This is a genomic window from Pseudomonas sp. TREG-RG-20F-10-E-6-01, from assembly GCF_022662455.1.
GTDB lineage: Bacteria > Pseudomonadota > Gammaproteobacteria > Pseudomonadales > Pseudomonadaceae > Aquipseudomonas.
The window spans coordinates 40,618-54,193 of the sequence record NZ_JAKNQP010000008.1 but is presented as its reverse complement, the minus strand read 5'-3'; the positions used below and the strand labels follow the sequence as shown (position 1 = coordinate 54,193).

Sequence of the window (13,576 nt, the reverse complement as noted above, 5' to 3'; positions counted from 1 at the left end):
CCGCTTTCGCGGGCAAGCCCGCTCCCACATTTGGTCCGCGTTATTTCCACCAATATTCGACCTGCACACCCACATTCGAACCATGCCGCGCTGTGCCGTAGGCGCCGGTGTCGGACAACGCCGAGCCTGCCGCCAATTCATTCGCCGCGCGCTTGGCCGCTTCGTTCCAGGTTGCATAGGTGTAGTACAAACGCACTTCCGGCCGCGCCCAGAAATCCGGGCCGTTGGGCGACCAGGTCGGGGCGAAGGTGAACTTGCTCAGCTTGCGCGTGCCACCGGTGGCGTCGACCTGATCATGCCCAAGTTCGGTGACCAGTTTGAACTGCTCGCTGATGGCATACGCCGATGGACATCCAGGTTTGGTCCTGGCTGCCAGGGCGAATATCTTTTTGATACACCGCCTCAACCTGCCCGCCAAAACGCGGGGTCACCTGCCAGTCGAAAAACTCCACGGCGCGGTAGCTTTTACTGCTGTTATCCAAAGCCGTGTTGCCGGTGTAGCCCAGGCCCGTGCCGGGGCCTTCGCCGTACTGCAAGGCAAACTTGTTTTTGCCGCCCAGGAAAGGTTTTTGCACGTGCTGCGCCGTGATCGCCCAACCGCTGTTGGCGTCACGACCACCGGCTTTTTCGATGTAGCTCAAGCCGAACTCCAGTTCACCGCCGGGGTTGGTCTTGAACCCCGCCACGTTGAAGTCGTGACGGGTGGCGTATTCCTTCTGGTACAGGTTGTCTTTGCGGGAAATGGCATAGCTGTATTTGAGGTCGCCGATCAGCACGTCCTCGACGCCGCCGCCGGTGGCGCTCTGGTTCCAGTAGTAGAAATCGGAGATATGGATGTCGTTACGTTTGTAGTAACGCCGGCCCGCCCACACCGAGCCGCCATTGAGGCTGGGCAAATTGGACCACTGCGCATACATCTGCGGCATGCGCGCCGAGCCGTTGTCTTCGCCCTGGAACTTCAGGGCACGGTCGTACTTGTTGTACAGCGACGCCATGGCGTCGACGCTGAGCACCGAGCCGTCGTCGAGGGTCAGCAGGTCCTGGCGCAATTCCAGTTCGGCGTATTGCTCGCATTCGTTACCCAAACGGTACTTCGTTTGCGCCCCCGGCAACTGGAAGCACTGCTGCTTGCCACTGCCCGTTGAAGTGCCCGCGCCGCTGCGCAAGTAACCGGCAAATTCCAGGGCCTGCGCGGCAAAAGGCGCGGTAAGGCATGACGCAATGAGGCCCAGCTTTATTGTTGTTTTCATGAAGCACTCCTTTTATTTTTATTTTTTTCTTACTTTTTGTCTTACGCGCGGCGTGCAGGGGCCGGCTCGCTGGCAATGGCGCGCTCAGGGCGCTATCGCCGGCAAGTGGGCTCCTACGGGTGGCTCTCGGTGTTTCAGTCGGTCAGGTGCAGCACGAATGATTCATAGGGGCGCAACACCACCGTGGCCGTACGCAACGGGCAATCGGGGTAGTTGCTGATCAGCAGGCGTTGCTCGCTTGAGGCGTTGATCACGCCTTGCGGCAGCTGGATTTCGCAGTGTTTGCCATAGAAGTTGTTCACCACCAGCAAGCGCTCGCCATGGCCTTCGCGCAGGTAGGCCCAGACCTGGAGGTGGTCTTGCAGCAGTTGGCGATAAACCCCCTCCTGAATCAGCGGCTCATGCCGACGCAACGCAATCAGCGCACGGTAGTGATGCAGCACCGAATCCGGGTCATCCCGTTGGCTTTCGACGTTGATCTGCGCCGCGTTGGCTGGAATACCGATCCAGGGTTCACCGCTGCTGAAACCGGCGTTGGCTTGAGTGCTCCACTGCATCGGCGTGCGGCCGTTGTCGCGCGACTTCTGCATGATCGCCGCCATGCTCGCGGCCTCGGACTCACCGGCATCGCGCTTAAGCCGGAAGATGTTCAGGGTCTCGACATCGCGGTACTGCTCGATCTTGTTGAAGCCAGGATTGGTCATGCCCAGCTCTTCGCCCTGGTACACATACGGCGTGCCCTGAAGGAAGTGCAGCGCCGTGGCGAGCATCTTGGCCGAGACCACGCGGTGCTCGCCGTCGTCACCAAAACGCGAGACCACCCGCGGCTGGTCGTGGTTACACCAGAACAGCGCATTCCAGCCACCACCGGCCTGCATGCCCAGTTGCCAGTCAGAGAAAATCTGCTTGAGCTGCAGGAAGTCGAAGTCGGCCTTCACCCACTTTTGCAGGTTCGGGTAATCGACCTTCAAGTGATGAAAGTTGAAGGTCATCGACAGCTCTTTCGACTCAGGATTGGAGTAGCGAATGCAGTGTTCCAGGCTGGTGGACGACATCTCGCCGACATTGATCAGGTCATGCCCTTCGAAGACTTCGCGGTGCATTTCCTGCAGGTAGTGGTGCACGTTCGGGCCGTCGGTGTAGAAGCGCCGGCCATCAGTGTTGTCTTCGGGGAAATCGGCGGGCTTGGAGATCAGGTTGATCACGTCCAGGCGGAAACCGCCCACGCCTTTGTCGCGCCAGAAACGCATCAACTTGAACACCTCGGCGCGCACCTTGGGGTTGTCCCAATTCAGGTCAGCCTGAGTGTGGTCGAACAGGTGCAGGAAGTACTGGCCGGTTTGCGCCTCGTATTCCCAGGCGGAGCCGCCGAACTTGGACTCCCAGTTGTTTGGCTGGTCGCGCCAGATATAGAAGTCGCGGTACGGGTTGTCGAGGCTGCTGCGGGCCTGCTGGAACCACTCGTGTTCGATGGAGGTGTGGTTGACCACGATGTCGAGCATCAGCGTGATGCCGCGCTTGGCCGCTTCGCTGATCAGCAGTTCGCAATCGGCCATGGTCCCGTAGCTTGGGTCGATGGCGTAGTAGTCGCTGATGTCATAGCCGTTGTCGCGCTGCGGCGAGCGCAGGAATGGGGTGATCCACAGGCAATCCACGCCCAGCCATTGCAGGTAATCGAGCTTGTCCACGATGCCCAGCAGGTCACCGGTGGCGTTACCCGCGTGGCTGTGGAAGCTTTTTGGGTAGATCTGGTAGATCACCGAGTGCTGCCAGTTTTGCATGGTGGATTCCTTCAATTAAATTGTGTACTGGCCGTGCGGGCCTCATCGCGGGCAAGCCCGGCTCCCACAGGGGAACGCATTTCAAGTGTGGGAGCTGGCTTGCCTGCGATAGCGATCGATCAGGCGACCCGGTAGCCAGGCCGCACGATCTTCATGCTCAACGCACAGGTCAGTACAAATGGCACGACAATCGCGATGACCATCCCGATGACAAAAACCGGGATGTACTGCGGCAGGATTGAGATAAACGCCGGCAAACCACCGACACCAATGGCCGAGGCCTGCACCTTGTTCAGCGACAGGAAAATGCTGCCCAGTGCCGAGCCGAGCAAGGCGGCATAGAACGGAAACTTGAAGCGCAGGTTCACGCCAAACATCGCCGGCTCAGTGATACCGAAGTAAGCGGAAATCGCCGAGGTCGAGGCCATGCTCTTGTCCCGCGCATTGCGTGTCGTATAGAACACGGCGAGCGCGGCGCTGCCCTGGGCCAGGTTGGACATGACGATCATCGGCCAGATAAAAGTGCCGCCCTGGGTGGAGATCAGTTGCAGGTCCACGGCGAGGAACATGTGGTGCATGCCGGTGATCACCAGCGGCGCGTACAGCAGGCCGAAAATCGCCCCGCCGACCATCGGCGCCAGGTCAAACAGGGTGACCACGCCTTCGGTGATCAGGATGCCGAGGTGACGGGTCACCGGGCCGATGATCGCCAGGGCCAGTACGCCGGTGACGACAATCGTGGTGATCGGCACCACCAGCAGCTGGATGGCATTAGGTACTCGCGCGCGCAGCCATTTCTCGATGACGCTCATCACATAGGCGGCCATGAGGATCGGCAGGATCTGCCCCTGATAACCGACTTTTTCGATCTTGAACCAACCGAAAATATCGAAGTACGGCAGGCTCTGGCCGTCGAGGCCGGCGACTGCCTTGCCGTAGTTCCAGGCATTGAGCAGGTCCGGGTGCACCAGCATCAGGCCGAGCACGATGCCAAGGATTTCACTGCCGCCAAACCGCTTGGCCGCCGACCAGCCCACCAGCGCCGGCAGGAACACGAACGAGGTGTTGGCCATCAGGTTGATCAGGCTCCACAGGCCATCCAGGTTCGGATACGCCGCAAGCAGCGTCTTGCCCTCGATGAACATGCCTTTGGCGCCCATCAGGTTGTTAACGCCCATCAGCAGGCCGGCGATGATCAACGCGGGCAGGATCGGCATGAATACATCAGAAAATACGCGCACCAGCCGCTGCATGGCGTTGGTCTTGTCGGCGCCCTTCTTCTTCACGTCGGCAATGGTGGCGGCGGCAAGGCCGGTCTGCTCGCGCAGCGCGGCGTAGACCTTTTCCACTTCGCCGGGGCCGATCACCACCTGGAACAGGCCGCCGGTGAAGAACGACCCCTTGACCAGATCGACCTGGTTCAACGCACCGCTGTTGACCAGGCTCGGGTCCTTGAGCGCCAGGCGCAGGCGGGTCACGCAGTGGGCAGCCTGCTCAAGGTTGTCGCTGCCCCCGAGGTGCTCGAGAATCTCGCGGGCAATAGTCGAATAGTCGTGGCTCATGCTTGGTTTCCACTTTGATTTTTTTATTTGGGGGCAGTCATTGGCAGCACGCCGAGGGCAAAAGTACTCGTCTGTACGAGTTAAAGCAACAACTCGTCTGTACGAGTTACAAATAGTTTAATTTTCTGAATGTGGAGTCAGACTTTTCCTCTATTCCACAGGTGGCCAATGGACAAAGCCCACCTCTGCCACTAAGGTTCCTGCCTTGAACGCGCAGTTCACTCTCATCAAGTCGGGCATAGAGCCATCCCCATGAGCAAATACAACCAGATCTATACGGATCTGCTTGCCAACATCACCACCGAACGCCTGCAACGCGGCACGCGCCTTCCCTCCGAAACCGAACTGATGGACGCCTACCAGGCCAGCCGTGGCACCGTGCGCCGCGCAATCGAGCAGCTGCAGGAGCGCGGTTTCGCGCAAAAAATTCACGGCAAGGGCACGTTCGTGCTGTCGCCCAACCCGATCGAGTTTCAACTGGGCGGCATCGTCAGCTTCCACGAAACCCACGCTGACCTGGGCGATGACGTACGCACCGAAGTCGTCGAATTCAGCCAGATCCCGTTGGAAGGCTCACTGCTGCAACACATCGAAGCCGAACCCGGCACCCTGATCACCCGCATCAAACGGGTACGGCGCATCGGCGGCAAACGGGTGATCCTCGACATCAACCACTTCGTCGCCGAACTGATCCCCGGCCTGGACCGCGATATCGCCGAACAGTCGATCTACGCGTTTATCGAGCAGACGCTGCAGCTGCAGATCAGCTACGCGCAACGCACCATCGAAGCCCTGCCGCGCAGCAAGGACGATCAGACCCATCTGGACCTCGAAGGTCAGAGCCATGTGATCGTGGTGAGCAACCAGACGTTTTTGCAGGATGGCCGCCAGTTCGAGTACACCGAGTCGCGGCATACGCTGGATAAGTTTTACTTTTCTGACATTGCGCGGCGCTGAGGCAAGAGAGGTCAGCTACTGTGAATGTCCCAAACAAATGGCGTGCACAGTTTGCGCAGGCGCTGATTGAGCAACAGCCATTGGTGAATCGCGGGCTGACGTGTTTCGCCTGCGCCAGGTCGGGGGTACGGATCTGTTCCTGAAGGCCGAACCCCTGGTGGAGTTCAGCGAACTTGCGGACGAAATCGAGCGCCTTCGGTGGCTCCGGCAAGGTAATTTGCCTGCACCCGTCGTACTGGATGAGCTGATAGACACCCACCACCATTGGCTGCTGATGACCGCCGTGCAGGGGCAGGACCTGGCCAGCGCCAACACTCTGTCCGCCGCGCAGACCGTCGACATCCTGGCGACAGCCCTGCGCACCTTGCACCAGATACCCATCGCGCAATGTCCCTTCGATCACGCCTTGCAACACCGCATCGCGCTCGCGCAGGCGCACGTCAATGCCGGTCTGATCGATGAGACGGACTTCGACGACGAACGACTCGGGCGAAGCCTTGAGGATGTGTTCGCCGAGCTCTTGTCGAATCAGCCCAACACCCACGACCTGGTAGTGACCCACGGTGACGCCTGCCTGCCAAATTTCATGGCCGCAGACGGCCGTTTCAGCGGCTTTATCGACTGCGGACGCCTTGGCATCAGCGACCGCCATCAAGACCTGGCCCTGGCGGCACGCAGCATCGAACGTAACGTTGGGCCGGAATGGGTAAAGCCATTCTTTGAGCTTTATGGTGTTGAGCCTGATGAGCAGCGGATGAAGTTTTACTGCCTGTTGGATGAGTTTTTCTAAACGCCTGAAGCCTGAGTGGAACTTCACCACCTCCGGAGGGACATTTTGGCCAATCAGGACGCCACGCGTATGGCCGCTTATCAGCCTCTATTCTTCTGGCGAAGCAGCTTGTTACCGTTCAGATAAGCAGCGGCCTTACAAAACAGATCCAACCTGACGTAGGATGCCCCCCGTGGCTATGGAACACCTTCCTTCTAACCTCCTATGACCTAGGGGTTTCGCTCTCCACACTGCGCCTGCTTCTTGCAGGCGTTTTTACATCAGCTGTAGGACGATGCTGCAACTCGTACACGACGGCGGCCAAGGAGAAAATCAAACATGCATCAGGATCTGTTTTTGCGTCGCCGTAGCAAAATTCTTGTTCCGATGGGCACTGGCGGTGCCACGCAAGCTCAAGTCGCGTCGGCTATCAGGGAAATCGCGGCGTTTCGATGCGTACTGTCAGAGCCGCTGATCGAGCAAATCGGCTTGTTGTCAGCGACAGAGCTCAAGTACTGGCTACACGAAATTGTCGCCGTCCTGCGGCGAGAAGCTGGCGGCCATGTACATCACAGGCCGTTTTATCCTGACTTTCCAGAACAGGTTCTGACGGCCTCAGAGGCGGACTTGTACCTTAACGCCGTCGTGCACTACCTGACGCTTTGGCGTTTACCACCGACCGAACACGCTCGGCCCGCGATGCTCGAAGGCAACGTCATATCCCGCGTTATCGAACTGGGTAGCGTCTCTGAGTTCGAGTCACTGCTCAAGCCGTTGGTATCATCGCGCACCTCGCTCTCCGCAGCGGACACTGCCGATGTTGTCTGGTTTATCCGAGAGTACAAAAGCGATGTGTTCCGTCTGCTGCCTGAGGCCGTTCCGTTCCGGGAAACCCGCGCGCTGGTTGGCGGCGCACTTATCCTGCTTGTAGCCGGCGATGCACGGGTGGACGCATTCCTGGAGCGAAACGTCGAAACGGCGACCGACGTGCTAAGGCTCGCGGTCGCGTTGAGTGGAGGAGACGTGTCACTGACGACATCTTCGACGCGTTTCACAGCGATGAAGCGCTCAATGCGCCGCCTGCTATTGCGCCTGCTCGATCGCACACCCAACGCTGTAGACGACGTGATGCGCCATGCTGAGCGATGGAAACGTCTGGCTGAAGTACTGCACCCAGGCGACTACGCCGATAAATACCCAAAAGCACTAGCTGCCATCACCGCAGCACGTCGCAACGAGGCGCCAGCCTCATTTGGGTCTCGTGTCGAAACATTGCTTGCCCAGCGTCACATCGCCACGCTTACACCCATACTACAAAGCCATCCTGGGGAGTTCGCACGACGGCTGGACGTAACCCTGCGACGCGCGACGGAACCAGAATCCGTTCTCGACGCGTTCGAGGCGGTTGCCACACAAGTGTCCTCACCTGTCCTGCTGCAGTTGCTGACCCACTTACGTGCGCCGCGCCCCCTCCCTCTGCGAGCCTTCACTCCGAAAGGTGCATTTGCCAAAATCTATGGCACCAAGGATCGACGCGAGCCTCTCTTGCCCGACGTGTTGGCGCGTGCAGCCAGAATCTGCGAAGACGCTCTTGTCACGCGTTTTGCGTCACTACCACCCCTAGGAGGCTGTTTCGTCGATCCAGCATTAAGTGAATACAGGGTGCCGCTGGCACAACGCACCTCATCGAAGTCGCTACGAACGCTGGTGCGAGGCAGTCGGCTGCCAATGCCTGACACACGTTTCATTCGCCTGTTCCTGTGGTGGAAGAACGGCAGCGGGCGCACGGATATCGACTTGTCCGCCGCATTTTTCGACGCCAACTTTGTATTCAAAAAAACGGTCGCGTACTACAACCTCAGGGATTTCGGCGGCTGTCACAGCGGTGACATCGTCGACGCGCCTAACGGGGCTTCGGAGTTCATCGACCTCGATCTTGATGTGCTCGTCAAGAAGGGTATCCGTTACGTCGTCACGTCTATCAATTCGTTCACCGAGCAACCGTACTGCGATCTTCCAGAATGCTTCGCTGGCTGGATGGCCCGTACCGACACAGCGTCGGGTGAAGTATTCGAGCCGCGCTCTGTGTTCGACCGTATCGATATAGCATCCGACACAGGGGTCTGTCTGCCATTCGTGATGGACTTGCAGGACCGACGCATGATCTGGGCCGACCTGGGACTCACTTCGTCTGTGCGGTGGAACAACGTCCAGAACAACCTCAGTGGGGTATCGTTGATGCTACGGGCTTTAATACATACACCAAAGCCGGATTTGAAGACCCTGTTCGATTTACATGTTCGAGCACGAGGCGAACGAGTAGTGTCACCGCAGCAGGCACAGACGGTGTTTACGCCGGACCAAGGGATAACACCATTCGATACGGATTTGATTCGATCAGCGTTTCTCTAATATCTACGCCAGCCTTTGGCGCTTATTAAAAACCACAGCTCTTGCTTCGGAGCGTTTTACCCAAAAACAAAATGCCAGTCAGCATAACTGACTGGCATTGGCTAAAACCCTTCCCGCGCTAGTACGAATCTAGCGCTGCACTCTAGTCAGTGCAGGGCGCCCTATTACTCCCACTCAATCGTCGCCGGCGGCTTGCTCGACACGTCATACGTCACGCGCGAAATACCTTCGATCTCATTGATGATACGGCCGCTGACAGTCTCCAGCAGCTCGTACGGCAGGTGTGCCCAACGGGCGGTCATGAAGTCGATGGTTTCCACCGCACGCAGTGCAACAACCCACGCATAACGACGGCCATCGCCCACAACGCCCACCGATTTCACCGGCTGGAACACCACGAATGCCTGGCTGACTTTGTGGTACCAGTCGGCTTTGCGCAGTTCTTCGATGAAGATGTGGTCGGCGCGACGCAGCAGGTCGGCGTATTCCTTCTTCACTTCACCGAGGATCCGCACGCCCAGGCCCGGGCCTGGGAATGGGTGGCGGTAGACCATGTCGTACGGCAGGCCGAGTTCCAGGCCCAGACGGCGGACTTCGTCTTTGAACAGCTCGCGCAGCGGTTCTACCAGCTTGAGGTTCATTTCCTCAGGCAGGCCACCCACGTTGTGGTGGGACTTGATCACGTGAGCCTTGCCACTCTTGGCGCCAGCCGACTCGATCACGTCAGGGTAGATGGTGCCCTGGGCGAGGTACTTGATGTTGTCCAATTTGTTGGACTGGGCATCGAATACGTCGATGAAGGTGCGGCCGATGATCTTGCGCTTCTTCTCTGGATCGGACTCGCCGGCCAGGTTGTTCAGGAACTGGTCTTCCGCGTTGGCGCGGATCACCTTGACGCCCATGTTCTCGGCGAACATGGCCATCACTTGCTCGCCTTCGTGCAGGCGCAGCAGGCCGTTGTCGACGAACACGCAGGTCAACTGGTCGCCGATGGCTTTGTGTAACAGGGCAGCAACTACCGAGGAGTCAACGCCGCCGGACAGGCCGAGCAGCACGTTGTCGGTGCCGACCTGGGCGCGCACTTGGGCGATGGCGTCTTCAGCGATCTTCGACGGGGTCCACAGGGCTTCACACTCGCAGATGTCGAGGATGAAGCGCGACAGGATGCGACCGCCTTGCTTGGTGTGGGTCACTTCCGGGTGGAACTGCACGCCGTAGTAGCCGCGCTCGTCGTTGAACATGCCGGCGATCGGGCAGCTCGGGGTGCTGGCCAGGATGTGGAAGTCTTCCGGCATCTTGGTGACCTTGTCACCGTGGCTCATCCACACGTCGAGGCCGAACAGGCCGTCGGCGTCGATGTGGTCTTCGATGCCGTCCAGCAGGCGGCTCTTGCCGACCACATCAACACGGGCGTAACCGAATTCACGCAGCTCGGAACCTTCAACCTTGCCGCCCAGTTGCTCGGCCATGGTCTGCATGCCGTAGCAGATACCGAAGACGGGCACGCCCAGGTCGAATACGGCTTGCGGGCAGCGCGGGCTGTTGGCTTCGTGCACGGACTCGGGGCCACCGGCGAGGATGACGCCTTTAGGGGCGAATTCGCGAATCGCTTCGTCATCCATGTCGAACGGGTGCAGTTCGCAGTACACACCGATTTCGCGCACGCGGCGGGCGATCAGCTGGGTGTACTGGGAACCGAAGTCGAGGATCAGAATGCGGTGGGCGTGAATGTCGAGGGCCATGAGGATCAGTCTCGTCTATGTAATTCAGAAACAACTCGGGGCTGAATAAAACAGCCCCGGTTACTTAACATTTTGCTGGAAGCCTCAACCTACGCGGTAGTTTGGCGCTTCCTTGGTGATCTGCACGTCGTGGACATGGGATTCAGCCATGCCGGCGCCGGTGATCCGTACAAATTCAGGCTTGGTGCGCATTTCTTCGATGTCGGCGCTGCCGGTGTAGCCCATCGAGGAACGCAGGCCGCCCATCAGTTGATGGATGATCGCGCTCAGGGTGCCTTTGTACGGCACACGGCCTTCGATGCCTTCCGGTACGAGCTTCTCGGCGCCTGCCGAGGAGTCCTGGAAGTAGCGATCAGAAGAGCCTTGCGCCTGGGACATGGCGCCCAGCGAACCCATGCCGCGGTAAGCCTTGTACGAACGACCCTGGAACAGTTCGATCTCGCCAGGCGCTTCTTCAGTACCGGCAAACATCGAGCCCATCATCACGCAGGAAGCACCAGCGACGATGGCCTTGGACAGGTCACCGGAGAAACGGATGCCGCCGTCGGCGATCAACGGCACGCCGGTGCCTTCAAGGGCAGCGGCGACGTTGGCGATGGCGCTGATTTGTGGCACGCCCACACCGGCGACGATACGCGTGGTGCAGATCGAGCCCGGGCCGATGCCGACCTTGACGGCGTCGGCGCCCGCTTCGGCCAGGGCCTTGGCGGCAGCGCCGGTGGCAATGTTGCCGCCGATGACTTGCACGTCAGGGAAATTCTGTTTGACCCAGCGCACGCGGTCGATCACGCCTTTGGAGTGACCGTGGGCGGTGTCGACCACCACCACGTCAACGCCGGCAGCGACCAGGGCCGAAACGCGATCGCCGGTGTCTTTACCGGTGCCGACCGCAGCGCCAACGCGCAAACGACCTTGGTCATCCTTGCTGGCCAGCGGGTAAGCCTTGGCTTTTTCGATGTCGTTGACGGTCATCATGCCTTTGAGGGCGAATTTGTCGTCGACGATCAGCACGCGCTCGATGCGGTGCTTGTGCAGCAGCTCGCGCACATCGTTCTTGTCGGCGCCTTCCTTGACAGTCACGAGGCGCTCTTTAGGCGTCATCACTTCGCGGACGGTGACTTCAAGACGGTTCTCGAAACGCACGTCGCGGGAAGTGACGATGCCGACCAGGTCGCCATCGTGCAGCACCGGAACGCCGGAGATGTTGTGCAGGCGGGTCAGGTCGAACAGGTCACGCACGGTGGCGTCGGCTTCGATGGTGATTGGATCTTTCACCACACCGGCTTCGTAACGCTTGACCTTGCGCACTTCGGCAGCTTGCTGCTCGATGGTCATGTTCTTGTGGATGATGCCGATGCCGCCTTCCTGAGCCATGGCGATTGCCAAACGGGCTTCGGTGACGGTGTCCATGGCAGCAGAAACCAGGGGAATATTCAGCTCGATGCCACGGGTTAGGCGGGTCTTGAGACTGACTTCGTTAGGAAGTACCTCGGAATAACCGGGCACTAGGAGAATGTCGTCGAATGTCAGAGCTTCTTGGCTGATACGCAGCATCGCGGGGGCTCCCGAGCGGGAAAATGGAAGCGCGCCATTATATACATGCACCCTGTCAGGCTCAATGTAAAACTCTGACAAACTTGGTAATACTGATAGAAGGGTTAAAGCTCGACTTTGACCCAACTCATCTTCTGGTCCAACCAATCGGCAAATTCGTCGATAAAGCTCTGCTTGAAGCCCGCCTCTGCCCAGTTGTTGAAAATGAACCCCAGATTGGAAAACCCGCATTCCTGCAGGAACAGAAACCCGTTGATGTCATCTTCATGCCCACACAGCGGGCAAGTGAAGTTGTCGGTGTGCCCGGGCATCCAGTCTTCCAGGCTTTCGAAGAGTGCCTCGCCGACTTCCTTGAGGCATTCAGGGCAGCCGGCTTCTTCGAGAAAGCCTTTGGCCGGCGTGTAGATGCAGCGTTTGTAGATAATCTCGAGGCCATTGATCGGCTCGTTGAACGGCAGCGCTTCGGGGTGCAGCACCACGGCACGGGCGCCGTCGGCCAGGGCGTAGCCCATGCGATTGCCGGTGCGCCCGCAGGTGGTCAGCTCTTCCTTGATGATGTTCTTGCGCACCAGCCAGCGCACGATTGCCCGCGCGCGGGGCTCGTGGACGGGCAAGGTGGAAATTTTCGGGACAAGGATGCTTTGGGAGTTCATGAGAGTCCTGCGGTGTGGCTTCTGGCCCCATCGCGGGCAAGCCCGCGATTAAGACCCCAGAGCCCGGCAGCTTAATCCCTGATACCCACAGGTCAAGTACTCAAGTAACGGGCAATCAACGCAAGGCCGCTCGCCAGCACCAGCCACGTCACCAACCGCACAAAGGCTTCACGCGACATACGCATCGTCAGCCTGCGCCCCACCCACAGCCCCAAGGCCATCGACGGCAACAGGCACAGCGCCAACAGCAAAAGCGGCCAGTCCGCGTACACCCCGGCAATCAGGAACAGGCTCAAGCGCACCACGGTGCTGCAACTGATCAACGCACTTTGCGTGGCCCGCGCCGCGTCCTTGGGCAAACGACTGCTCAGGTAGATCGCATATAAAAAGCCGCCACTGCCAAACAATGCACCAAACAACCCGCCGACCGTGCCCATGGGAATCGACCAGCCCGCCGCCAGCTGCGTCGGCCGCGCCTTTACCGCCAGGCTGTAAATCGCATAGGCGCTGATAAACAGCCCCATCAACAGCAGCAACAGGTCCGAGTGCAGATTGAGCAAAAACACCACCCCAAGCGTGCAACCAATGGCCATGCACGGCAGCAACCGCAACAGCTCCGGCTTGTTCACCTCCCGCCGCGATTGCAGCAGGTTGCCAAAGGCCGCGACAAAGTCGAGCAACACCAGCAGCGGGATAAGTTTCGACAACGGCATAAACACAATCAGGATCGGCCCCGCGACCAGCGCCGTACCAAAGCCTGCGATACCAAACACGACGTAGGCCACGACAATGCCGAGGCAGATCACCAGCCAATCAACGCCGCTGAACGACCACTGACTCATCAGCTCAACCGGGCTCATGGGCACTTCCTTGAAAGAGATGACGGTCACTTTAGC

Annotated in this window: 9 protein-coding genes and 1 pseudogene; 3 read left to right on the top strand and 7 right to left on the bottom strand. The window is 59.2% G+C overall.

The window, feature by feature from the left end:
- Nucleotides 1–40 precede the first annotated feature (40 nt).
- The 3 genes and pseudogenes from L8K08_RS21890 to treP all read right to left on the bottom strand — a co-directional run bounded on the left by L8K08_RS21890 (nt 41) and on the right by treP (nt 4,593).
- Nucleotides 41–1,250 (bottom strand): annotated as a pseudogene (locus tag L8K08_RS21890) (carbohydrate porin).
- Nucleotides 1,251–1,384: 134 nt separating this feature from the next.
- Nucleotides 1,385–3,031, bottom strand: coding sequence for an alpha,alpha-phosphotrehalase (gene treC / locus L8K08_RS21885; RefSeq protein ID WP_242199895.1), 1,647 nt, complete (start codon nt 3,029–3,031; stop codon nt 1,385–1,387).
- A gap of 119 nt (nt 3,032–3,150) precedes the next feature.
- The gene (treP, locus tag L8K08_RS21880; RefSeq protein WP_145164172.1) at nt 3,151–4,593 is read right to left on the bottom strand and encodes a PTS system trehalose-specific EIIBC component; all 1,443 of its coding nucleotides are present in this window, start codon (nt 4,591–4,593) and stop codon (nt 3,151–3,153) included.
- Nucleotides 4,594–4,845: 252 nt separating this feature from the next.
- Here treP and treR point away from each other — a divergent pair, with 252 nt between their 5' ends.
- The 3 genes from treR to L8K08_RS21865 all read left to right on the top strand — a co-directional run bounded on the left by treR (nt 4,846) and on the right by L8K08_RS21865 (nt 8,731).
- Nucleotides 4,846–5,550 carry a trehalose operon repressor gene (gene treR / locus L8K08_RS21875; protein WP_145164174.1) on the top strand — a complete coding sequence of 235 codons (705 nt, stop codon included), beginning with the start codon at nt 4,846–4,848 and terminating at the stop codon, nt 5,548–5,550.
- Between the two features lie 100 nt (nt 5,551–5,650).
- Complete coding sequence (locus tag L8K08_RS21870) at nt 5,651–6,340, top strand: APH(3') family aminoglycoside O-phosphotransferase (protein ID WP_242199894.1); 690 nt, start codon at nt 5,651–5,653, stop codon at nt 6,338–6,340.
- 318 nt (nt 6,341–6,658) lie between these two features.
- Entirely contained in the window at nt 6,659–8,731 is a 2,073-nt protein-coding gene (locus L8K08_RS21865; protein WP_242199892.1) for a TerD family protein, read from the top strand.
- Between the two features lie 164 nt (nt 8,732–8,895).
- On the opposite strand, the gene guaA is transcribed toward L8K08_RS21865, so the two are convergent.
- The 4 genes from guaA to L8K08_RS21845 form a co-directional block, all read right to left on the bottom strand.
- The gene (guaA, locus tag L8K08_RS21860) at nt 8,896–10,473 is read right to left on the bottom strand and encodes a glutamine-hydrolyzing GMP synthase (RefSeq protein WP_145164180.1); all 1,578 of its coding nucleotides are present in this window, start codon (nt 10,471–10,473) and stop codon (nt 8,896–8,898) included.
- Nucleotides 10,474–10,557: 84 nt separating this feature from the next.
- The gene (gene guaB, locus L8K08_RS21855) at nt 10,558–12,027 is read right to left on the bottom strand and encodes an IMP dehydrogenase (protein ID WP_016977684.1); all 1,470 of its coding nucleotides are present in this window, start codon (nt 12,025–12,027) and stop codon (nt 10,558–10,560) included.
- A 104-nt stretch (nt 12,028–12,131) separates the two neighbouring features.
- Nucleotides 12,132–12,680, bottom strand: coding sequence for a hypothetical protein (locus tag L8K08_RS21850; protein ID WP_025859262.1), 549 nt, complete (start codon nt 12,678–12,680; stop codon nt 12,132–12,134).
- 92 nt (nt 12,681–12,772) lie between these two features.
- Complete coding sequence (locus tag L8K08_RS21845; RefSeq protein ID WP_242199891.1) at nt 12,773–13,540, bottom strand: sulfite exporter TauE/SafE family protein; 768 nt, start codon at nt 13,538–13,540, stop codon at nt 12,773–12,775.
- Between the last annotated feature and the right edge of the window lie 36 nt (nt 13,541–13,576).